The organism is Micromonospora sp. NPDC023644 (genome assembly GCF_040640115.1).
Lineage (GTDB): Bacteria > Actinomycetota > Actinomycetes > Mycobacteriales > Micromonosporaceae > Micromonospora.
The window spans coordinates 13,284-35,768 of the sequence record NZ_JBFABA010000034.1 but is presented as its reverse complement, the minus strand read 5'-3'; the positions used below and the strand labels follow the sequence as shown (position 1 = coordinate 35,768).

The window sequence follows — 22,485 nt, the reverse complement described above, 5'->3', positions numbered from 1 at the left end:
CCCCCTTCGAATCGAGCGCGGTCAGCGTTTCCGCGTCTCCCAGACCGGCTCCTGGGGCTCGTCGTTGCGCACGATGATGTCGACGTGATCGGTCGGGCGGACCGTAGCGAAGTACAGTTGCTGGGCGGGGATGTAACGCTCGCGCCAGCGCCGTTCGACCTCGGCCCGCGATGACGTCCGGCGCTCCCGGACCACGGCACGATCCACTGTCTTCTCGAGCGCGGTTGACACGAAGACGCGCAGATCCCACCTGTCGATCAGCTCCGGGCGCATGAGGAAGACGCCGTCGAAGACCAGCACGGCGTCGGCGGTGGCAGTGGCGACCGGCGGGGACAGCGCGGTATCCGTTGTGCGGTCGTAGACCGCGTGTTGATAGCTTCGATCTCCGCCCGGGCCGAGCGGGTCGAGCAGAACCCGGTTCAGCGCGTCGTAGTCGTGGGTGTCGAAGTAGCAGCCCTCGGCCGAGTACTCGCCGCGTGGATAGCGCTGTGCCCGGGGGAAGAGGAAGTCGTCGATCGTCGCGCGGATGACGTCGCGGCCCTGGTCGCGCAGGACGACGGCCAGCTCGTCGGCGAGGGTGGTCTTGCCGGCGGCGGGCGGTCCGTCGATGGCGACCCGTGTCGGGTGTGCGACTGTGCTGGACCCGACGGCCTCAGCCAGGCGGCCGAGCACCTCGTTGCGGGTGCCGTGGTCCATGTCCTGTCCCGTCCTGTTCTCGCGACGGTCGCCGGGTCGAGCCGACCTCATGCGCGTCAGCCTTCTCCGCGCCCGCCACTGCCCGGTCGAGCGAGACTGCCGCGAGCGCAGGTGGCCGCGGTCGCGGCGCGAACGGGCGGCAGGACGCGCTCTGGACGACATCCTCCTCTGCCGCGATCCGCGCGGCCGTCCCGGACGGCGGCTGCCGTACCAGGCCCTCGAACACCGACGCCACGGCGGGGGCGGCCGGGTCGACCGGGGCGGGCGGCGTCGCCGCTGCCGGCCCGGGTCGACGGCGGCCGTCCTCGCCGTGGCGCGGGTGCGTGTGCAAGGGGGCTGCGGTCAGGGGGCGCAGCCGGCGAGTTCGGGGCTGGGGGGAGTGCCGGTGGAGGGTCCGAAGAAGAGCAGCGCGCAGGCGCTGAAGAAGGTCGGGTTCTCCTCGGGGATCCAGTGGCCGGTGTCGGGGGCCACGACCGTGCGGACGTCGCTGGCCACCTGCTGGTACGAGGCGGCGACGGCCGGCCCGAAGACGGACTGGGCGCCCATGGCCATCACCGGAATTGTCAGGCGCTTCGCCTGCGCGTGGGCCTGGTTGTCGGCGGCGTCGGCCTTGAGTGCCCGGTAGTACTCGTATCCCGCCGTTCGCCGGGCGGGGTCGGAATACGCGCGGTGGTAGACGCTACGGTCGATCGCCTCCGGATGCTGCGCGCGGTCGAAGAGCATTCCCAGATAGGTGGGGACGTCCTCGTTGTCCATGATGCGTTCCGGGATCGGCGCGGGCGAGGCGTTGAAGAGGAAGTGCCAGCTGACCCCGTAGAAGTTCTCCAGACCGAATCCCGGCAGCGGGCTCTCGACGACGCCGATCCGGGTGACCTCGGTGGGGAAGTCGCGGGCGTAGTTGTAGGCGACCATGGCGCCGAGGTCGTGACCGATCAGGGCCACCTGGGTGAAGCCGAGTTGGTTGACCGCCTGCCGGATCCGTCGCGCCGTGGTGGCCTTGTCGTAGCCGCCGGTCGGGACGGCGGAGGCGCCCAGGCCCGGCAGGTCGAACGTGATCACGGTGTGCTGCTGGGCGAGGGCGGGCAGCACCTTCTGCCACGCCCACGACGTCTGCGGCCACCCGTGCAGCAGCACCAGCGGCGAGCCGCTGCCGGTGGTGGTGTAGCGCAGGTTCGCGCCGTCGACCGTGACGCTGCCCTGCCGTACGGTCTGGACGCCGACGGTCGCCCCGGCCGGCTCCGGCGCCGGCGCGACGGCCGCGGCACCGGCGCCCGCCGCGCCCACGAGTGCCACTCCGAGCGCGGCCACGACGGCGATCCGCCTGCCCCGACGACGCGAATCACGGCCGACAGCTGTCTTCACCGCAGAACTCAACGCAGACAATTGCATGGACACTTCGCTTTCCGTGAGTTGGCGACCGCCTCGGACGGTCGGATCAAACAAAGCGGAAACGGCGGCGTTCGCAAGCGCGCCTCGGATGCCGATCGAGCGGCTTGGGAAATGTTACAACGGATGTCAAGACGTCGATCGATTGTGGGCTTTTCGGGGAAACGCTCCGGTCCGTGTCGCCGCCACGGACGTCGATACCCGCTTCCGCGGCGCACGCGCTGCCGTGACGACCGCGAACCATCCGGTCCGCCTGGGCGTGAGGGGCCCGGTCGAGGGTGCCGGCAGTTTGGCCGGGTTGCTCGAGATCGCCGGTCCGTTGGAGTGGGGGAGCGGTCGTGGGCCGAGACACACGCGGGGACGTTTGGTCCCGCCCCGGCGAGGAATCCGAAGGCGCCCGCCACGGTCGGCAGCCGGGCGCCGGAAGATCCGGTCGGGAGCGGCGGCCACCACCACGTACGCCCGGGGCCGCGTCCCGCGGCGGCGCTCGGCCGAGCGCACGCCCCGGCAGGACGGCACCGCCATGGCCGTGGCGGCCCCGATCGCGACCCGGCGGCCGGACGGTCCGAGCCGGTGCGAGGTTCTGAATCATGTCCGTCTCCGCGCTTTCGGCCAGCCGATCCTGCCCGGTTCTCCGGAGTTGGTGTCCCTGGTTTCCGGGGCCCGGAAATGCCACTTCGAAACTACCTGCGAATATGCCTTTGAGTGACTGTGGCGTTACCCGTGGGGCAATTGACAGCGTGCTGGCGGGCCCTTAACGTTCCGGCCGCGCCGCCCATCCGGCGGCCCTCCGAGGACGGATCGAGAAGAACGATGCAATTGCGCCTGCCGGTTTTCCTCGTCGTTGCGCTGGCCGGCGTACTCGCCTGTGCGGCGCCGAATGACCCGGAAAGGGAGAAGGGCGGACTCGGGGACGACACCGCCCCCTCGGCCCGCCCCCGGCAGCAGGAGCCGGATCGGGATTCCGACGGGTCGCGCCCGCTGGTGACCGAGGGCGGCTTCGGCCCGCACCAGGTCGGAAGGGTCTCTTCGGGCGCCGTGGAACGGGACACCGGCCTCGACCTCTCGCCCCGGCCGATGACCGACATCTGCAGCGTGGCCTGGGACAACCGGGCCGGCCTGGGCGTCACCATCGACGACGAGACCCTGGTGCTGGCCTTCATGGTGAGAACCACCGAACACCGCACGTACGGTGACGTCGGGGTGGGCAGCAGCATCGACGAGATCCGTCGCGAGTTCGGTGACGCGGTGGTCGTCCTCGGTGATCCCGTGGCCCCCGGCAGCGGGCCGTCCGTGGAGGTGGCGCCCGGCGGATCGCGGGCCGACAACACGCTCGGACTGCATTTCCGTACCGGCACCGACGGCCGGGTCACCGAATACCGCGTCGGTCTCCGGCCCTGGATCGGATACGCGGAATACTGCCTCTCCTGAGCCGGTGAATGAAATGGGCTGCCGGCCGGTCGCACCTGGCTGGAAGAGACGCATTCCGCAGCCGTACGGGCGGGCGTCACGGTCGCGCCCCGCCAGCCTCGCCGCATCGCCGAGACGTCCGGTCTGGACCGGTGGCCGCAAGCCGCCCCACCATCGGTCTCCAGGCGGAAAATGCACGGACAACGGAGGTCGCCGCGGCTTTGCCGGTGCTCCGGAGCGCGTGGCAGGATATCGACCATGACAAGCGACGAGCAGGTGAAAGCCAGCCACCGCAACACCCCGACGAGCGACGCATTCCGCGCTTTCATCGCCTCCGGTTGGGCCACTCCGGATTCGGTACCTGTCCGGCGGGCGGAGGTCGCCGACCACGCGGCCCGCCGCCGGGCGGCCTTGTCGCGCCGGTTCCCGGGGGAGCGCCTCATCATCCCCGCCGGCGGCCTCAAGGTGCGCAGCAACGACACGGACTACACCTTCCGCCCGCACACGGCCTTCGCCTGGCTGACCGGTCTTGGGTTCGACACCGAGCCCGACAGCGTCCTGGTGATGGACCCGAAGCCCGAGGGCCACGAGGCGATCCTGTTCTTCCGGCCGCTCGCCCCGCGCGATAGCGAGGAGTTCTTCGCGGACTCCCGGTTCGGTGAGTTCTGGGTCGGCCCCCGCCCGACGATGGGCGAGCTCGAGCAGCGGCTGGGCCTCGCCACCCGGCACATCGACTCGCTTCCGGACGTCCTGGCCAAGGACGCCGGTGCGACCGTGGTGCGCGTCGTGCGCGGGGCCGACGGCGAGCTCGCCCGGCTCGTCGACGAGACCCGGGCCCAGGCGGCGACGTCCGCGTCGGTGACGCAGCAGCACGAGGCGGACGAGGAGCTGGCCCGCCACCTCTCGGGGATGCGACTGCTCAAGGACGAGTGGGAGGTGGGCGAGATGCGCAAGGCGATCGCCGCCACCCACCGGGGCTTCGAGGCGATCATCGCCGGGCTGCGCGAGGCCGTCGGCAAGGAGCGCGGCGAGCGGTGGGTCGAGGGCCTCTTCGGCCTCTATGCCCGCCACGACGGCAACGGGATCGGCTACGAGACCATCTGCGCGTCCGGCGACCACGCCAACACCATCCACTGGACGAAGAACACCGGGCCGGTCCGGGAAGGCGACCTCATCCTGGTGGACGCCGGTGTCGAGGTCGACTCCCTCTACACCGCCGACATCACGCGCACCCTCCCGGTGACCGGTCGCTTCACCGACGTGCAGCGCAAGATCTACGAAGCGGTCCTGGAGGCGCAGGAGGCCGGCCTGGCGGCGGTGAAGCCGGGCAACAAGTTCAGCGACATCCACGCCGCCGCGAACGTGGTCATCGCCCGGCGGCTGCACGAGTGGGGGCTGCTGCCGGAGGGGGTGACCCTGGAGCAGACCCTGGACCGCGAGCGTGGCGGCTGGCACCGCCGTTGGATGGTCCACGGCACGTCCCACCACCTCGGCATGGACGTGCACGACTGCCAGATGCTGCTGCGTCAGGACTACATGGACGGCGAGCTGAAGCCGGGCATGATCCTCACCGTCGAGCCCGGTCTGTACTTCAAGGCGGACGACCTGCTGGCGCCGGAGGAGTTCCGCGGCATCGGCGTCCGCATCGAGGACAACGTGCTGGTCACCGAGGACGGTCACGAGAACCTGTCGTCGGCCATGCCGCGTACCGCCGACGACGTCGAGGCCTGGATCGACCGGGTGCGGTCTGCGGACGCCTGAGCGCGCCCTCGGCCCGCCGGCCGGCACGTGCGGGCGCTGAGCGCCCGGCCGTGCCGGCCCCTGCGGTCGGCGTGGTCCCGCTGACGCCTGCCGGGCGCCGGATCCCGGTGCCCGGCAGGCGGCGGTACGGGCGCGCCGGCTGACCCCCACCCCCGCCACCCGCCCACGCGGTCGACGACGGGCGCTCAGCCGCCGTGGAAGGTGCAGCCGATCTTCGCGCCGCCGGCCATGCTGACCACCCCGACGCCCGGGTCGGTGCTGCCGCGCACGAGACAGCCGGCGTACCCGTCCTCGTCGACGACGTCGCGGTCGGCCAGGTAGACCCCCCAGTTGAGGTAGAGGTCCTGCACGCCGCCGGCCCCGTCGGGGAACGGCTCGGCGGCGGGCTGCACCCGGCGTTGCAGCACGAACGGGCCGCCCATCGCGGCGTCGAGCCGGGCCTGCCACTCGTCCCCGCCCACCGTCCAGCCGGCGAGGACGCCGTTGCCGCCGTGCAGCAGCGTCGGCTTCAGGATCAGCTCGTCCTGCCGGGCGCGGGCGTAGGCGAGCAGGTCGACCTCGGCGCCCTCGGGGTCGGTGCCGCGCGGGCGTACGTGCCGGGTCCACGGCAGGATCCGGTCGAGGCAGGCCAGCTCGTCGGCGTCGAACAGGCCCCGGTGCCGGTCGTCGGAGAGCATGGCCAGGGTGCCCTTGTTGCCGTAGAGCTCGGCGTCCAGGCGGCTGAACAGGCCGACCCTCTCCTGCTCCGCGGCGACCAGCAGCGGCTCCACCTGGGCCGCCGCCGACGGGTCGGCCAGGTCCTCGGGCAGGAAGTACCGCAGGACGACGTCGACGGCGCGGCCCGCCACGGTCGGCCGGCCCTGCGGGTACGTGAACTGGCCGAGGTGGCAGCCGATGCCCTCGATCCCGTAGCCGGCCAGCATCTCGGCGAGCACCTCGAGCCGGGAACCCACGATCGGGAAGTTCTCGATCGTGTCCACCACGGCGACGACGGGCGGCCGGTCCGCGGGGATCATCGCGGCGCACTCCGCGTACATGGTCCGCACGATGCAGCCCAGTGTGTCCCGGTACCGGAGCCGGTGCTCGTCGGCGAACTCCCGCAGCGGCGGGTACGCCAGCATGGCCCGGTTGATGTCGGCGCTCTCGAAGCCGCCGAGCGCGCTGGTGATGTTGAACTCGAGCAGGCGGAAGCCCGCGCCGTCGTGGTAGAGGTCGGCGCGGCCCAGTGGGGCGAGCGACCCGGCGCGGGCGACGCGCGTGATCAGCGCCGTCTGGAGGGCATCCATGCCGACGGCCTGCGCCAGCGCGGTGAGGTCGCCGTCGAACACCCGCTCCGGCAGGGCGCGCAGCAGGTCGTAGACGGTGCGCAGGTCCCGGGCGACGGCCCGGCTCTCGGCCCCACCGAGGAAGGCGGGGCCGCTCATGAGCCGGTCCCGGTACGGTTCGAGGGTGGCCGACTCCCGGACGGCGGCGGTCGGGTCGTCCGTGGCGGCGCTCCGGGCGAGGTGCCCGGCGTACGCGCGGCCCAGTGGCGACCTGTTCAGTGCGGGGGGCCGGGTGGTCGTCATGGTGTGTCCTCTCGGGGCGGGTGGCGCGTCCGGTTCCGGGTCGGGCGGGGCCGGCAGGGGGCGGCGGCGATCGTCATCCGTCGCCGAGCGAGCTGCGCCGGTGGCGCGGCCGACGATTCATTCCGTCCCCTTTTCGATCTGCCGGTCCACCGTCGCCGACAATTCGACCGGACCGTCCGAAAAAGTCAGGACGGTGGAGCCGAGGAAGATAGTCGCAAATGGTCGTGGCGGCGTCGACGGCGCAGTGCCGGCGGTGCGGCGCGGCGGATCCGACGACCCGCCGAAGGGCCGCGCGGGCTCAGGGAGAAGGGCGCCGGATCGACCTGACGGACAACGCGCCCGAAGGTGTGCCAAAGCGCCGTAACCCGGCCGACCGGTGCCGCGCCACGGTGGGCCGCCGGGATTTCTGTGACAGTTCACACTCCAGCGTGGACTGTCGTGAGAGTGACGCAACAACCGGGTCCACTCGGCGTGACCATCTGATAGCTTCGATGCCGGCGGAGCGCTGCGGCTGACGGAAGCGCAACGGCCGCATTGACTGTCGTGCATGTAGACGGGGGCTTCTTCGGTTATTACGTCGAGACTTCTGAGATCCAGCTATATGTCCGATTGTTGCTCGACGGCGCGGCAATTCCGGCCGACCGGAATCCGCCGGACGACTCCCGGTCACGACGTGTCCCGACATCCGCCCGGCGCCCCCGCCGCCCGGCGACCCACCGACCGCGACGCCCCGAGGGCGACCGCGTCGCCGTGGCGTCGCGCGTGCCGTCCGGGCACCCGCGGCCGGGGCTGGCGCGGCTGGACGGCGACGTCCGGGGCGCCGACCCCGGGCAGCCGGCCCCCTGTGGTGCCGCGCCGGGTCCGGTCGGGCCGCGACCGGGCCGGTGCGCACATCGAATGGTGAGGACGACGTACATGAGAACCAACGACCCGGATACCGCGAGCCACGCGATCCGCACCCGCCGACCCCTCGCCCGGCGGTCGCGGACCGGCCGGCTCCGGCGCCCTGGAGGCACGCCTTGACTCTCACAGCGGACGTGACCGACGCCGATGTCCGCGTCGTCGAGCCCGCCACCGTCGCCGTCATCGGCACCGGGGCGATCGGCCAGGACCTGATCAGCAAGATCCACCGTTCCCCGCTGCTGGACTGCCGGCTGGTGGCCGGGCGCAACCCGGCCTCGGCGGGGCTGCGGCACGCCGAGCGGTTCGGCTACCCCGTCACCGCCGACGGGATCGACGCCGTGCTGGCGGCGGGGGACGCGTTCGACGTCGTGTTCGACGCCACCAACGCGGCGTCGCACCTGCGGCACTGGTCGCTGCTGGAGCCGCTGGGCACGCTGGTGGTCGACCTGACGCCGAGCAGGGTGGGGCGGATGGTGGTGCCGACCGTCACCGGGGTGGAGGCGACGACCGGACGCAACATCAACCTGATCAGCTGCGGCGGTCAGGCGTCCATCCCGGTCGCGCACGCGCTCGCGGCCCGCTTCCCGGTGAGCTACGTCGAGGTCGTCTCGACGGTGGCCAGCGACGTCGCCGGCCGCGGCACCCGGCTGAACCTCGACGAGTACGTGGCGACCACCCGGCACGCCATCACGACGTTCTCCGGCGTGCCCGACGTCAAGGCGATCCTCAACATCAGTCCGGCGGTGCCGCCGGCGACCTTCCGGACGGCCGTCCACGCGCGGATTCCCGGCGCCGACGTCGCCGCGGTACGCGCGGCGGTCGACGGGGTGGCCGAGCAGGTGCGTTCGTTCGCCCCCGGCTACGCGGTGACCGCCTGCACCGTGGTCGACGACCGGGTGACGGTCGCCCTCCAGGTCACCGCGCACAGCGACGTCCTGCCCCCGTACGCCGGCAACCTCGACATCATCAACTCGGCCGCCATCCTGGTCGCCGAGCAGCACGCGGCCCGGCTGGGCCGGACCGCCCGGACGGAGGCGGCCCGATGAGGAACGTCGTGATCCACGACCCGACGCTGCGCGACGGCCAGCACGCGGTCCGCCACCAGCTAGGGGCGGCCGCCCTGCGCCGGTACGCGGAAGCGGCGGACGCGGCGCGGATCCCGGTGGTGGAGGTCGGCCACGGCAACGGCCTCGGCGCGTCGTCCATGCAGGTCGGCCAGGCCGCGGTGAGCGACGACGAGATGCTGTCGACGGTCCGGGAGGCGCTGCGGCACAGCCGGATGGGCGTGTTCATGCTGCCCGGCTGGGGCACCTCCGACGATCTGCGGCGCGCGATCGCCCACGGTGCCGACGTGGTGCGCATCGGTGTGCACGCCACCGAGACGTCGCTGGCCGAGCGTCACCTGGGCGTCCTGCGGGAGGCCGGCGCCGAGGCGCACTGCGTGCTGATGATGAGTCACATGGCGTCCCCCGGCGAGCTGGCCGAGCACGCCGCGCAGGCCGTCGGGTACGGCGCGCAGGCGGTCGGGATCATGGACTCGGCGGGCCACTTCCTGCCCGCCGACGTCACGGCGCGGATCGGCGCCATGGCGGAGGCCGTCGACACGCCGGTGATCTTCCACGGCCACGACAACCTCGGCATGGCCGTCGCCAACTCGGTGGCCGCGGCGGAGGCCGGCGCCGGGATCATCGACGGTTGCGCGCGGGGCTTCGGCGCCGGGGCGGGCAACACCCAGCTCGAGGTGCTCGTCCCCGTGCTGGAGCGCAGCGGGTTCGCGACCGGCATCGACCTGTACGCGCTCCTCGACGCCGCCGACCTCGCGGAGCGCGAACTCATGCCCGCGCCTCCGGTGACCGCCTCGATGTCCATCGTGAGTGGCCTGGCCGGGGTGTTCTCGGGGTTCAAGCACCGGGTGGTCGAGCTGTCCAGCCGCGCCGGCGTCGACGCGCGCGACGTGTTCTTCGAACTCGGCAGGCGGCAGGCCATCGCGGGCCAGGAGGACCTGATCGTGGACGTGGTGGCGGAGCTGAGCGCCCGCAGGGCCACCACGTGACCGGCCGCGGACCGCGGCCCTCAGCAGTGAGGAAAGGCGACATGGGAGTTCCGGACGCAGTGTCCAACACGAACGGGTCGGCGGGTGTCCCTGTGGCCCGCATGACGTTCGACGAGTTCATGGCCGTCGGCCCCGGCGGGCTGTTCAAGGCCGACGTGCCCGTGGTGATCGCGCTGCCGGGCGACGTGCAGGGGCTCGGCCGGGAAGGCGTGGCGAGCCGGCTGGCCGACATGACCGTCACCCTGTTCACCGAGCCGGGCGACAAGAACCACCCGGGGCGCTGGGAGACGCGCGACATCAAGCTCCGCGACTTCTTCGCCGACGAGCGCCACCTGACCACCCCGGGCACCTGGCACCGGGTGGTGTCGAACATCCGCAACAGCCCGGCCGACGTCAACGCCGTCATCGGCTTCGACGCGGACAAGTTCTTCGGCTACGGCGACTCGCTCTACGCGGCGAACCTGTGGATCAGCCACCAGGGCGTGTTCACCAAGAACCACTTCGACGAGTTCGAGAACTTCAACATCGCGCTGGAGGGCCGCAAGCGCTTCATCATCGCCCCGCCCGGCTCCCGCGAGTACTACCCGCGCTCGGTGCTGCGCGGCTTCGGCGACAAGTCCCAGGTGTTCGACCTGGACAACGTCGACCTGGCGCGTTTCCCGCGGCTGGCGCCCAAGCTCGCCCAGCGCCGTGACTTCGTCCTCGAACCGGGCCACATGCTCTACCTGCCGCTCGGCTGGTGGCACCAGGCCGAGTCGCTGGACGAGATGAACATCAACGTCAATTTCTGGCTGAAGTCGAAGAAGATCCTCCGCAGGCCGCACGCGCTCGGCGTCGCGCTGTACACGTACGCCTACCGGAGGGTCAAGGGTGTCTACAGCTACAAGCCCACCGAGGTGAACTCCTGATGAGCGAGCGCAAGACCATCACCCCCACCCACCGCTACCGCAACAACGACAAGCTCATCGGCGTGGGGAACACGTTCTGGAACATGTCGGAGGAGCACGGTGTCGCCGGCATCGTCGGCGACCTCTCCGACGGCGTGTTCCGGATGGCCGACGGCCACGAGTTCGTGAACTTCACCGTCTGCTCCTACCTGGACCTGGACACCCATCCCAAGGTGATCGACGGGGCCGTCGAGGCGCTGCGCCGCTTCGGCGTGCTGGACCACTGCATCCCGCGTACCCGCGTGCAGACGTCGGTGCTGCTGGAGCTGGAGGAGTCGCTGGGCGAGCTGTTCGACGCGATGGTGATCAGCGCGATCTCCACGGCGGCGGCCAGCACCGGCCTGCTGCCGCTGATCGCGTCGGGGCACCTCGGCAACGGCACCCGCCCGCTGATGGTCTTCGACAAGAACGCCCACGTGTCGATGGCCAACGCCAAGCCGAGCTGCGCCGACGAGACCGAGGTCGTCACCTGCCGCCACCACGACCTCGACTACCTCGAGGACATGTGCCGCACCTACGAACGTGTCTGCTACGTCGTGGACGGCTCGGACAGCCTCGGCGGCTACGCGCCCGTCGAGGAACTGGCCGTGTTGCAGGACAAGTACAACCTCCTGGTCTTCTACGACGACTCGCACTCGCTGTCGGCGTACGGCGAGCGTGGCATCGGCTACGTCCGCTCGCACTGCCCCGTGCGGGACGACCGGACCATCACCGTCGCGACCCTGAGCAAGGGTTTCGGGGCGGGCGGCACGGCCATCCTGCTCGACGGCTTCCCCAAGGAGACGCGGCGGATCATCGAGCGCTTCGCGGGCCCCCTGGGCTACTCGCAGAAGATGAACGCCGCCGCGGTGGGCGCCGCGCTCGCCTCGGCCGAGATCCACCGCACCGAGGAACTGACCCGGCTGCAGGGCCGGCTGCGGTCCAACATCGCGCTGTTCGACTCGCTGCTCGCCACCGAGCAGTCCGGCAGCACGTACCCGATCCGGGTGGTGCCGATGAGCGACGAGACCGTCGTCGAGGCGGCCCAGCGGGTCTTCGCGGCCGGGTTCTACACCTCGCCGGTGTTCTTCCCGATCGTCGCCCGCGGCACCGCCGGCCTGCGGGTCATGCTGCGCGCGGGCCAGACCGAGGAACAGATCACCAGGCTGTGCTCCGTGCTCGTCGAGGCGGGCGCCCGCCCGGCCGCCGCGCTGCCCGAGCCGGTGGCCCCGTGACCGGCGCCGCGCGGGCGATCCCGCGCAGCATCCTGTACACCCCGGCGCTGTCGCTGGACCGGGTCGTGAAGGCCTGGTCCTACGACGCGGACGTCCACCTGATCGACCTGGAGGACTCCGTGCCGGCGGCCGAGAAGCCGGCCGCGCGCACCGTGTGCCGGGCCGCGCTGGAGAAGGCGCCACGGCCGGAGAACGTCGCGGTCCGCATCAACCAGCTGGGCAGCGTCGCGGCGGTGCAGGACCTGGTGGCCCTCACGGAGTGTTCGGTGCGGCCCGGCATCGTCATGATGACGATGGTGACCTCGGCGGCCGAGGTGGCCCTGCTGCGTCAGATCCTGGCCAGCGCGGACGCGCATCCGGAGATCTACGTGACGGTCGAGACCGTGGAGGCGGTCGCGGAGATCGACGCCATCGCCGGGGCGAGCGACGGGTTGGTCCTCGGCTCGGCGGACCTGGCCGCCACGCTCGGGGTCGAGATCAGCTGGGAGGCCATGCTCGCCGCCCGGCAGGCGATGGCGCTGGCCTGCGCGCGGCACGGCACCGCCTGCATCGACACCGCCAACTTCCGCCTCGCCGAGCCGGCCGTCCTGGCCCAGGAGACCGCCCGGGTGCGGGCGCTCGGCTTCCACGGCAAGGCGACGGTGCACCCGGGCGAACTCGACGAGATCAACCGGGTGCTGCGGCCCCAGGTCGACGACCTGCGCCTCGCGCGCAGGGTGGCCGAGGCCGTACGGGCGGCCAGCGGCGGGATCGCCGTGCTGGACGGGAACATGGTCGGCCCGCCGTTCGCCCGGATGGCCCGCGCCACCGTGGCGCGCGAGGACGCCTGGGCGGCCCGGTTCAGCACCAGCGGAGCTGCCGGATGACCGGGCCGGTGACGGTCGGCGCGGCGCAGATGGCGGGCACGCCCCAGATGGTCCGGGTGATCGACGTGCTGGGTGAGATGTTCGCGGACCTGGCCGCCGGCCGGACCGCCTCCCCGGCGCGCACCGTCATCGAGCACGGCCCCCAGCGGGTCCTGCTGGTCAGCCCCGCGGTCTGGGAACGGCGCGGGGTGGGCAGCGTCAAGATCACCACGCTCACCCCCGACAACCCCGGGCGCGGGCTGCCGCTGATCCACGGGATCGTCGCGCTCACGGACCTGACCACCGGGCAGATCACGGCCCTGCTGGACGGCGCGGAGCTGACCGCCGTCCGCACCGGCGCGGTCGCCGCCCTGGCGACCCGCTGGTGCACCGCCGACGACGCCGAGGACCTCGCGGTCATCGGCGCGGGGGTGCAGGCGCGGGCCCTGGTGCGCGCGGTGGCGGCGGTGCGCCGCATCCGCACCGTCCGGGTGTTCTCGCGGACCCGGAGCAGGGCCGAGCAGTTCGCCGACTGGGTGCGCGACGCGATGCCCCACCCGGTGCACGCGAGCGTCTGCGACAGCGCGAAGGCCGCCGTCGCCGACGCGGCGGTCATCTGCACGGCGACCTCGACCAGCGACAACGCGCCGCTGGTCGAGGCGGACTGGGTGGCGCCCGGCGCGCACGTCAACGTGATCGGCGGCACCCACCCGGACGCGATCGAGCTCGACCCCGCCCTCCTGGGCGACGCCGTGGCCGTCGTCGAGGAGCGGACCGCGGCGTTGGAGGGCGCCGGCGAGGTGCGGGCCGCCCTCGCCGCCGGTCTGCTCGGCGTCGACAACCTGTGCGAGCTGGGCGCGCTGGTCACCGGCGAGGTCCGCGTCGGCGGCCGGACCTCCGTCCTGCGTACCGTCGGAATGGCCATCGAGGACACCGCCGCCGCGGTGGCGCTGCACGAGGGGGCGGCGGCCGTGGCGTAGGTCAGGAGAAGCTCTCCCGGCAGCGGACCATGAACGAGCGCTCGAAGACGATGACGGTCTCGCCGGTGGACTTCGTGCCCGTCGTCTCCACCGTGACGATGCCCTGGCCGGGCCGGGACCGGCTCAGCCGCTTGTCGAGGATCCGGCTGGTGGCGTACAGCGTGTCCCCGACGAAGACCGGCTCCCGCAGGCGGACCTTGTCCCAGCCGAGGTTGGCCACCGCCCGCGCCGACAGGGCCTGCACGGTCATGCCGCCGATCAGGCACAGGGTGATCCCGCTGTTGACCAGCACCCGCCCGTACTCGCTGCCCGCGCCGTAGTGCTCGTCGAAGTGCAGCGGGTGCTGGTTCATGGTGAGCAGGGTCAGCCAGGTGTTGTCGGTCTCGGAGATGGTGCGTCCCGGCCAGTGCCGGATCACCATGCCGGGCTCGAAGTCCTCGTAGTCCCCGCCGTGCTCTTCGCGGTACTCGTTGCCCTGGACGTGACGCAGTGTCATCGGCAGCCCTTCCGTGTCGCGTGTGGACGGATCGGCGCGGTCCACGTCGGACGTGAATGTTAGTCTATGTCGATCATCGTTTCGGAGATACCGGCCCGCGGCGAGCACGCTCCGGCGCCCGGCCCGACGTGCAGCTCCGGGGAGCGTCAGATGACCGTGCGCGAGGACGTCAGCAGTGCGGGGCCGGCCGGGCATCCGTGGTTCGGCACCCACTGCCTCACGCCGGCCGCGCCGGCGGAGACGATCCGCGGGATGCTCCGCCACGAGTTGCGCGACACAGGCTGGCCCTACCAGCGGCTGCTGCCCGCGGCGCCGATAACCATCCCGCGCGCCTCCTACGCCGAGATCTTCCGGGCGGCCGCCGCGCTGGTCGACCTGCTCCGCCGCACCGCCCTCGAGACGGCTCCCACCACCGAGGGGCGGCTGGCGGCCTACCGCATGCCGCAGAGCGAGAACCAGCTGTTCGTGCGGGACCCGTTCGTCGAGGAGCGCTACCCGGACTGCGTCGTGCGGCCGGACGTCGTCATCGGCCCGGACGGGCCCCGGTTCCTGGAGTTCAACGTCAGCGGCGCGCTCGGCGGCGTGGTGGAGACGCGCAGCCGCCTCGAGGTGTGGCGCAAGCTCCACGCCGACGCCGAGGGCAGGACCCCGTTCAGCTCCCCGGACCCGTTCGCCGTGCGCGCCGAGATGTACCGGTCGCTCTGCACCGAGCTGGGGCTGGCGCCGCGGGTGGCCATCGTCGGCAGCGCCCGGGTCTACGGCGTGCAGAGCCGCTACTTCCAGCTGGAGGCCGACTACCTCAACAACCACGGCCTCACCGCCCGCTTCTTCGAGCCGGAGGAGCTGCCGGAGGCGTGGGACTGCCCGCCCCACCTGCGCTACCCGATCGGGCTGCGCAACTTCACCATCCCTGACTGGCTCGACGCCGGCCTCGACACCACCTACGTGCAGGACGCGCTGGACAACGGCTGCCTGCTCGTGGGCACCCAGACGTCGACCTTCATGCACAGCAAGCTGACCATGGGCCTGCTGTCGGAGGGCCGGCCGTGGATGAGCGCGGCCGAGCGGAGCCTCGTCGACAGGTACGTGCCGTGGACGCGGATCCTCTCGGACCGCCGCACCACCCGCGAGGGCCGCGAGGTCGAGCTGCTCCCGTTCGTCCTGACGAACCGGGATCTGTTGGTGCTCAAGGCGGGCCTGGGCGAGAGCGGCAAGCAGGTGGTCATCGGCGGCGAGGTCGACCAGGCGACGTGGGAGTCCGCCGTCGCCGAGGCCGCCGCCGACGGCACCAGCGTGGTGCAGGACTTCGTGACGCCGCGGACCTGCCGGGTCGCGCTCGTCGCCGACGGCGCCGACGAACCCCACGACGTCGAGGTCGCCCCGGTGATCGGGCCGCTGCTGTTCGGCGGCCGCGCGGCGGGCCTGTTCTGCCGCTACTACGGCGACGGCTCCGCCGGGATCGTCAGCGCCCGGGGGCGCGACAGCGGCTCCGACAACTGCATGGTGGCGGTCTGACCGCCGGGCCGGCCGGGCCGCGCGTCAGGCGCGGCCACCGGGGCGCGTCGTCGTCCGGCGACGGGCCGCGACGCCACGAGGGGCCGCGACGATAGGGGTTCGCGCCACGAATGAGGTGTTGTCCCGTCCCGGGCCCCGTGTCACGATCGCTGCCACCGGAAGCCCCCTGCCGCCCGACCCTGCCGTCGGCCGGCGAGCTGTCGGCCGCGCCGCCGTCGAACGGAAGGACCCGCCATGCCTGCCGATTCCGAGATGCAGGGACGGCCGGCCGGGTGGGATCCCGCCCGGGCGGTGCCCGCGCTGATCTGGGCCGCCGCGTCGCGTGCGGGCCAGCGGACGGCCGTCGTCGGCGCGGACGCGACACTGAGCTACACCGAGCTGCGGCACGCCGTCGCCGGTCTCGCCGACCTGCTGCGGCGCCACGGCGCGGCAGCGGCCCCGGTGGCCGTCCTGGCCCACCGGGGCGCCGCCCAGCTGGTGGCCTGCCTGGCCGGGCTGCACGCCGGGGCCGGCTACGCCTGCGTGGACGCCAACCAGCCCCGGGCCCGGATCGAGAGCCAGCTGCACGGCTGCGGGGCCGCCGTCGTGGTGACGGATCGCGACGACGCGCCGGTGACCGGGCAGGTGGTGCTTCCCGTCGACCTGGCCGCCTGGATCGGCGCGGGGGCGGCGGCCGAGCGCGCCGGGGCGCTGCCCGGCCCGCTGCCGGTCGCGGGGGAACAGCTCGCCTACACCGTGTTCACGTCCGGCTCCACCGGCGTACCCAAGGTCGTCGAGATCCCCCACGCGGCCCTGGCCAACTACGCGGCCTTCGTCGCCCGGCTGGTCGACCCGGAGCGGACCGACGGCGAACGGCTGCGCTTCGCATCGGTGACCAGCCTCGCGACGGACCTCGGCCACACCGCGGTCTTCCCGGCGCTCACCGCGGGAGACACGGTCCACCTGGTGCCCACCGAGACCGCGACGGATCCCGACGACTTCGCCGACTACCAGGACGCGCACGGCATCGACGTCCTGAAGATCACCCCCTCGCACCTGGCGGCGCTGCTCGACGAGGCCGAGGAGCGGGTCCTGCCCCGCCGCCTGCTGATCGTCGGTGGCGAGGTGTGCCGCTGGGAGCTGGTGGACCAGGTCCGCGAGCTGTCGGGCGTGCGCATGGTCAACCACTACGGTCCGACCGAGACCACCGTCGGCGCGCTCACCTTCGAGGTGCCGGCCGACCCGGCGGCGCGCCCGGGCACCGCCACGGTGCCGATCGGCCGCCCGATCGACAACGCGCGGGTCGCCGTCGTCGACGCCGACCTCCGGCCGGCCGCGCCGGGTGCCGAGGGGGAGTTGCTGATCTTCGGGGCGGGGCTCGCCCGGGGCTACCGCGACGATCCCGGGCTGACCGGCGAGATGTTCCCCACCGGGCACCCCGACGGCCGGTGCTACCGCACGGGCGACCTGGTGACCCGGCATCCCGACGGCCTGGTGGAGTTCCACGGCCGCCGGGACGGCCAGGTCAAGATCCGCGGCCACCGCGTCGAGCTGGGCGAGGTGGAACAGGCGGTACGGCGGTGTGCCGGAGTGCGCCGGGCGGCCGTGGTGCCGGTCGGCGGGACCGGCTCCGCCCCGCGCCTGGTGGCGTACGTCGTGCCGAGCGCGCCGCCCGGTCCGACCGCCCGCGAGCTGCGCGACCAGCTCCGCGAGACGCTGCCCGACTACCTGCTGCCCGGCGCCGTGGTGTGCCTGGACGAGCTGCCCCGCACGCCGAGCGGGAAGCTGGACGTGCGCGCGTTGCCGGCGCCCGGCCGGTCCGGCGCGCGACGGTAGCTCTCGACCCGGCAGCCCTCGGTCGGCGGGTCGGTCCTCAGTCGGCGAACGGGTCGAGCCCCAGCGCGACCCGCCCGATGTACGGGTAGGCGTCCAGGGACCCGAACGGCTGCATGAAGCCGCCCGCGCGCGCGTCCCGGTACAGCCGCGACAGGGGATGCCGGCTGCTGAACGAGGCTCCGCCGCAGATCGTCATGGCCCGGTCGACCGTGCTCACCGCCGTACGGTTCGCCAGCAGCTTCGCGGCCTGCCAGCCCCGTACGACGTCCCGGACGGCGGTCTCTGACCGCTCCGCCGGGTCGGCGGCGAAGTAGGCGTCCACCAGGCGCCCGGAGCGCTCCAGCACCCCCCGGGCGGCAGCCAGGTCGAGTTCCATCGTGGCGATCTCCCGCTGCACGGACGGGTGGTGCGCCGGCGCCGCCCGACCGGGCTGGCGCGGCGTCCTGGTGGCGTGCTCCACGGCGATCTGGTAGGCCGCCTCGGCGATCCCGAGCGAGGCGCCCAGCAGGGGGAAGTTGACCGCGCAGGAGCGCGTCAGGTCCTCCGACGTCGGCGGGCCGAACGGCTCGCCGACGGTGACCCGGTCGGCGGGGACCACGCACTCCTCCAGCAGGATCCCGTGGCTGCCGGAGCCGCGCATGCCCAGCGCGTCCCAGTCGCCCAGCACGGTCAGCCCGGGCGTGCCGGCCAGGACGACGGCCTCGGCGTGCCGCCACCCGCCGTCGGGATCGGCGACCCGCACGGAGATGTTGAACGAGTCGGCGACGGCCGAGTTGGTGACGAACGTCTTGCGCCCGGTGATGACGTACTCGTCGCCCTTGCGGACGGCCTCGGTGAGCGCGGCGTTCCACGACGCGCCCGGCTCCGTGGAGGCGCCCGCCATGATCAGGTCGGAACCGCCCAACGCCTCCAGGATGGCGTCCAGCTGCGCGGCCCCGACCCGGTCGCCGGCGGCCTCGGCCCGCTCCCATCGGCGGACCTGCCCCCAGACCGAGGCCATGTGCATGTTCGCGCAGATGGCCGTCGACCCGCAGCCCCGGGCCAGCCGGGAGACGGCCACCAGCACGTCGTACAGGGAGCGGACGCCCAGCCCGCCGTGCCGGGTCGGGGCGCACGCGGAGAGCACCCCGCTGTCGCGCAGGTCGACGAAGTTGTCGGCGACGAACGTGTTCTCCCGGTCGTGCCGGCCGGCCCGCTCGGCGAGGGTGCCGACGTGGCCTTCGGCGAGGGAGACCAGGTCGCGGCCGGCGGCGGTCGTGGCGGTGAGTTCTCCGAACACCTACAGCATCCTCAGGATGGCGAGGAACTCCTCGGCGCGTTCCGCGTGCGGTTGCTGCGGCCCGTCGAACCGGGAGCCGGCCTCGGTCGGCACCGGCGTCGGCAGCACCCTCGGGAACAGCGGGCCGCCGATGGGATCACCGGGCCGCAGGCCGTGCTCCCACAGCAGCGGCAGCACCGCGTGCTGCGGCTGGAAGGTGACGCCGTCGCCCACCCACCGGGAGACGAACGCCCGCCGCTGCCGCTCGGGCCCGGTGCCGGTGGCGCCGTGCAGCGCGGCGGGGTGGAACAGCACGATGTCGCCGGGCGTCAGGTCCCAGCTGAGGATCTCGTGCTCGGACACGTCCGGCACCGCCTCGAGTTCCTCCTGCTGGCCCAGGTGGGAGGCGCCCGGGGTGATCGGCACGTAGCGCCGGCCCCAGCGGTGCGAACCGCGCACCACCTGCAGCGCCGCGGTGTCGGGCGTGCACGGGTCGAGGGGGATCCACATCGCGCACACCTGGTCGCCGGCGATCGGCCAGGAGCTGACGTCCTCGTGGAACGGCGTCGGCGCACCCGACCCGGCCGGCTTGGCGAAGATCTGGTCGTAGAAGGCGGTGATCGCGGTGGAGCCGAACAGCTGCTGCGCGATGCGCGCCGCGGGGGAGAAGAACATGAAGTCGCGGAAGCCGTCGTGGGTCTTCCACATGAAGGCGTCCCCGGCGAAACCGCCGCCACCCAGCAACGCGGTGGCCTGCGCCAGCACGGTCGGGTTGGCGAGCAGGTACTCCACGCCTTCGGCGATCCGGCCGAGCCACCTGTCGTCGATCATGCCGGACAGCCGGACCACACCGTCGGTGTGGAAGGCGTCGATCTCGGCGGGTGTCAGGTCACGCGGCGGCGCCTCGGGAGGGCTGATGTCCATGTGTCGGTCTCCGTCAGGGGAAGCGCCGCCAGTGGGCGCCGAAGAGGGTCTCCTCGTCCGGCACGCTGAGCGGCAGGGGGTGTGAGACGTAGGTGTAGTTGAGGAAGTCGCGCCAGGTCACGTTCTCCGACCGGGAGCAGCCGCCCCAGCTGCCACTGGCGATGACCTGGGTGAACGGCATCCCGTTGTCGAAGCTGCCGCTGTTGCCCACGGCGGTCGACTGGTTGACCATGACCCGTCCGGCGCGGGCCCGCTCGGCGAGCCTGGCCACGTGGTCGGGTCGCGCGGTGTGAATGCCGCAGCTGTGGCCCTGCCCGATGCGGCTCAGCAGCGTCTCCACCGCGACCAGCGCGTCGTCGAAGTCGCCGAACGTGCACACGGTGAAGACCGGCGCCAGCTTCTCGCCGAGCATCGGGTCGTCGAGCGCCGGGACGCCGCCGGGCGCCAGGGGCGGCAGCTGGGCCACCAGGGCGGTGGTCTTGGTCGGCTCGGCCAGGTCGATCCCGGCGGCGGCGGCGAGCGCCGCGGCGGGTCGCCCGACCGCGTCCCGGTTGAGCGATCGCCCGTCCGGCCACAGCAGCGTACGCAGTCGTGCCGTCTCGGCCTGGTCGCACAGGTGGGCGCCCTGCCGGGCCAGCTGGTCGCGGAAGGCGGGCGCGATCGCGGCGTCCACCAGCACGTTGCTCTCCGACGAGCAGGATGTGCCGTTGTTGAAGCTGCCACCCAGCACGATCAGTTCCGCCGCGGCGGCCACGTCCGCGGAGGCGTCCACGATCACCGCCGGGTTGCCGACGCCCGCGCTGATCGCCGGCGTGCCGCTGCGGTACGCCCGGCGTACCGTGCCGGGTCCGCCGGCGGCGATCACCAGGTCGGCGGCGGCCATCAGGGCCTCGGTGGTCTGCCGGTCGGTGACCGGCAGGCACTGGATGAGGTCCGGCGGGGCGCCGACCGACTCCAGGCCGCGACGCAGCAGGTCGACGGTGCGGGCCGCGGAGTGCCGGGCCCGGGGGTTGGGGGTGATGACCACGGCGTTGCGGGTCTTGAGCATCGGCAGGGCGTTGCCGACGACCCCGGAGCAGGGCGCGGTGGCGGGGCTGGCCACCGCGATCACCCCGATCGGCTTGGCCAGCTTGCGCAGGCCACGCTCCGGCAGCTCCTCGATGACGCCGGTGGTGACGACACCATGCAGGTCACGCAGCGTGCCGAGGACCCGGCGCCGGTAGAGCGTGAACAGGTGCTCCGGGTCGCCGAGGCCGGTCTCGCGGTAGGCGAGGTCGGCCAGCGACCGTGCGGTGTCCTCCTGGTAGGCCGCCCACCCGATGGCCGCGACCAGGTCGTCGATGCGCTCCTGCGGCCAGAACTCGACCTCCGCCTGGGCCCGGCGGGCGCGGGCCATGGTGGCCTCGACGTCGGGTCGGGTCCCCTCGGGGGGCACGGCGCCGGCCGGCGCCTCGTCCCGGTGGTCGGCGGCCGACCCGCCCGGCGCCACCGTGAGCGTCGCCGCCGCGTCGGCCTCGCGGCGGTCACCGCTGGACACTGGCGTGCTTCCGGTTCGCGGGGTGCGCCGAGCGCAGTCGACCGATGGTCTCCTCCAGCATGTCGTCGGTGACGGTGAGGGAGAGCCGCAGGTAGCCCGGCGCGCCCATCACCGAGGCCGGCAGCACCAGGAGGCCGAGCTCCTCGAGCAGGGCCGCGTGCGCCCAGTCGTCGGCGTCCGGCACCCGGGCCAGCAGGTAGAAGGTCCCCTCGCTCGGCTGGACCTCGTACCCGGCCTCGCGCAGGGCGTCGACCAGCAGGTCGCGCCGCTGCTCGATCGGCTTGACCTGGAGCGCGTGCTGTTCCAGCTCGGGCAGGGCGAAGAGCAGCGAGTTGTTGGGGAACGCCCAGCCGGTGGTCAGGCGGGCCACGGTCAGGGCCCGCCGGAGCACCGCCGGATCGGGCATGGTCGGCGGGATCGCCACGTAGCCGACGCGCTCCCCGGGCAGCAGCAGCGTCTTGGTGTAGGTGTGCACCAGGAACGTGAACGGGTAGTGCGTCGCCGGGCTCGGGCACGGCCGCCCGCCGAACACGATGCGCCGGTACGCCTCGTCGGACAGCAGGTACACGGGCCGGCCGTTGCGGGCGGAGGCCGCGCGCAGCACCTCGGCGAGGGCGGCGAACTCGTCGTCGGTGTAGACGGCGCCGGTCGGGTTGTTCGGGCTGTTGACGATGACGGCGCTGGTCCGCGGCGTGATCGCCGCCGCGACGAGTTCCGGGTCGAGTCGCCAGGAGCCGGGGGTCAGCGCCACCGGCCGGGGGACCGCACCGACCGAGGCGATGATCGGCTCGTAGTAGAACCAGGCGGGATCGAGGTAGATCACCTCGTCGCCTGGGTCGCAGACGCTGCGCAGGCAGATGGTCAGCCCGGCGAACGCCCCGTTGGTCAGCGCGACGTCGTCGGCGGTGAACGGCAGGCCGAGTTCCCGGCTCAGGCAGGCCGCCACCGACTCCTGGGCCGGCGGGTGGTCGCGGGTGTAGGCGAACCAGTCGGTGTGCTGCGGACTCAGGTGTCGCTGCAGGACCTCGACCAGGGCCGGCGCGGGGAACTCGTGCGGGTCGCCGAAGGCGAGGTCGATCACGCCCGGGCCGCCGCGCAGCCGCGAGTAGGACGACTGCTCGAGGTAGGCCCCCAGCCGCCGGCCGTACGCGTCGGTGGCGTCGGTCATCTGCCGACT

Annotated in this window: 18 protein-coding genes; 10 read left to right on the top strand and 8 right to left on the bottom strand. The window is 72.9% G+C overall.

Translation table 11 applies throughout. The features are described from left to right. Positions 1–21 precede the first annotated feature (21 nt). Both AB0G08_RS21550 and AB0G08_RS21545 read right to left on the bottom strand, forming a co-directional pair. Complete coding sequence (locus AB0G08_RS21550; RefSeq protein ID WP_358090714.1) at positions 22–696, bottom strand: cytidylate kinase family protein; 675 nt, start codon at positions 694–696, stop codon at positions 22–24. A 342-nt stretch (positions 697–1,038) separates the two neighbouring features. Next, entirely contained in the window at positions 1,039–2,004 is a 966-nt protein-coding gene (locus AB0G08_RS21545) for an alpha/beta hydrolase (protein ID WP_358090711.1), read from the bottom strand. 789 nt (positions 2,005–2,793) lie between these two features. Here AB0G08_RS21545 and AB0G08_RS21540 point away from each other — a divergent pair. Both AB0G08_RS21540 and AB0G08_RS21535 read left to right on the top strand, forming a co-directional pair. Further along, the gene (locus AB0G08_RS21540) at positions 2,794–3,513 is read left to right on the top strand and encodes a hypothetical protein (protein WP_358090708.1); all 720 of its coding nucleotides are present in this window, start codon (positions 2,794–2,796) and stop codon (positions 3,511–3,513) included. Positions 3,514–3,750: 237 nt separating this feature from the next. Beyond that, on the top strand, positions 3,751–5,253 hold the full coding sequence (locus AB0G08_RS21535) for an aminopeptidase P family protein (protein ID WP_358090705.1): 1,503 nt from the start codon (positions 3,751–3,753) through the stop codon (positions 5,251–5,253). Positions 5,254–5,438: 185 nt separating this feature from the next. Here AB0G08_RS21535 and AB0G08_RS21530 read toward each other — a convergent pair whose 3' ends face one another. Continuing rightward, positions 5,439–6,821, bottom strand: coding sequence for a hypothetical protein (locus tag AB0G08_RS21530; RefSeq protein ID WP_358090702.1), 1,383 nt, complete (start codon positions 6,819–6,821; stop codon positions 5,439–5,441). Positions 6,822–7,840: 1,019 nt separating this feature from the next. Between AB0G08_RS21530 and AB0G08_RS21525 the strand changes: the two genes are divergently transcribed. The 6 genes from AB0G08_RS21525 (at position 7,841) to AB0G08_RS21500 (ending at position 13,763) form a co-directional block, all read left to right on the top strand. Then, a complete protein-coding gene (locus tag AB0G08_RS21525; RefSeq protein WP_358090699.1) occupies positions 7,841–8,770 on the top strand; it encodes an acetaldehyde dehydrogenase (acetylating) in 930 nt (309 codons plus the stop codon). Further along, positions 8,767–9,777: a 4-hydroxy-2-oxovalerate aldolase gene (gene dmpG, locus AB0G08_RS21520; protein ID WP_358090696.1), complete on the top strand. Its 1,011-nt coding sequence runs from the start codon at positions 8,767–8,769 to the stop codon at positions 9,775–9,777. The genes AB0G08_RS21525 and dmpG overlap by 4 nt, the downstream gene beginning before the upstream one ends. 101 nt (positions 9,778–9,878) lie before the next feature. Next, the gene (locus AB0G08_RS21515) at positions 9,879–10,685 is read left to right on the top strand and encodes a cupin-like domain-containing protein (RefSeq protein ID WP_358090692.1); all 807 of its coding nucleotides are present in this window, start codon (positions 9,879–9,881) and stop codon (positions 10,683–10,685) included. Beyond that, positions 10,685–11,938, top strand: a complete 1,254-nt coding sequence (locus AB0G08_RS21510) for an aminotransferase class I/II-fold pyridoxal phosphate-dependent enzyme (RefSeq protein ID WP_358090689.1) — start codon at positions 10,685–10,687, stop codon at positions 11,936–11,938. The genes AB0G08_RS21515 and AB0G08_RS21510 overlap by 1 nt, the downstream gene beginning before the upstream one ends. Next, positions 11,935–12,804, top strand: coding sequence for an aldolase/citrate lyase family protein (locus AB0G08_RS21505; RefSeq protein WP_358090686.1), 870 nt, complete (start codon positions 11,935–11,937; stop codon positions 12,802–12,804). The genes AB0G08_RS21510 and AB0G08_RS21505 overlap by 4 nt, the downstream gene beginning before the upstream one ends. Next, positions 12,801–13,763, top strand: a complete 963-nt coding sequence (locus AB0G08_RS21500; RefSeq protein ID WP_358090684.1) for an ornithine cyclodeaminase family protein — start codon at positions 12,801–12,803, stop codon at positions 13,761–13,763. Before AB0G08_RS21505 ends, AB0G08_RS21500 begins: the two co-directional genes overlap by 4 nt. Before the next feature lies 1 nt (position 13,764). Here the strand turns inward: AB0G08_RS21500 and AB0G08_RS21495 are convergent, their stop codons facing one another. Next, positions 13,765–14,259 carry a MaoC family dehydratase gene (locus AB0G08_RS21495; protein ID WP_358090681.1) on the bottom strand — a complete coding sequence of 165 codons (495 nt, stop codon included), beginning with the start codon at positions 14,257–14,259 and terminating at the stop codon, positions 13,765–13,767. 150 nt (positions 14,260–14,409) lie between these two features. Here AB0G08_RS21495 and AB0G08_RS21490 point away from each other — a divergent pair, with 150 nt between their 5' ends. Next, a complete protein-coding gene (locus AB0G08_RS21490) occupies positions 14,410–15,774 on the top strand; it encodes a hypothetical protein (protein ID WP_358090678.1) in 1,365 nt (454 codons plus the stop codon). Positions 15,775–16,008: 234 nt separating this feature from the next. Then, positions 16,009–17,589: an amino acid adenylation domain-containing protein gene (locus tag AB0G08_RS21485; protein WP_358090676.1), complete on the top strand. Its 1,581-nt coding sequence runs from the start codon at positions 16,009–16,011 to the stop codon at positions 17,587–17,589. 37 nt (positions 17,590–17,626) lie between these two features. Here AB0G08_RS21485 and AB0G08_RS21480 read toward each other — a convergent pair whose 3' ends face one another. From AB0G08_RS21480 to AB0G08_RS21465, 4 genes are read right to left on the bottom strand one after another with little or no spacing between them, the layout of a single operon-like run. Continuing rightward, positions 17,627–18,868 (bottom strand): acyl-CoA dehydrogenase family protein, encoded by a 1,242-nt coding sequence (locus AB0G08_RS21480; RefSeq protein ID WP_358090674.1) that lies wholly within the window; start codon positions 18,866–18,868, stop codon positions 17,627–17,629. Then, a complete protein-coding gene (locus AB0G08_RS21475) occupies positions 18,869–19,771 on the bottom strand; it encodes a phytanoyl-CoA dioxygenase family protein (RefSeq protein WP_358090670.1) in 903 nt (300 codons plus the stop codon). It abuts the gene before it with no gap. 13 nt (positions 19,772–19,784) lie between these two features. Continuing rightward, positions 19,785–21,308 (bottom strand): aldehyde dehydrogenase family protein, encoded by a 1,524-nt coding sequence (locus AB0G08_RS21470; protein ID WP_358090667.1) that lies wholly within the window; start codon positions 21,306–21,308, stop codon positions 19,785–19,787. Further along, on the bottom strand, positions 21,295–22,476 hold the full coding sequence (locus AB0G08_RS21465; protein ID WP_358090664.1) for an aminotransferase class I/II-fold pyridoxal phosphate-dependent enzyme: 1,182 nt from the start codon (positions 22,474–22,476) through the stop codon (positions 21,295–21,297). The genes AB0G08_RS21470 and AB0G08_RS21465 overlap by 14 nt, the downstream gene beginning before the upstream one ends. Between the last annotated feature and the right edge of the window lie 9 nt (positions 22,477–22,485).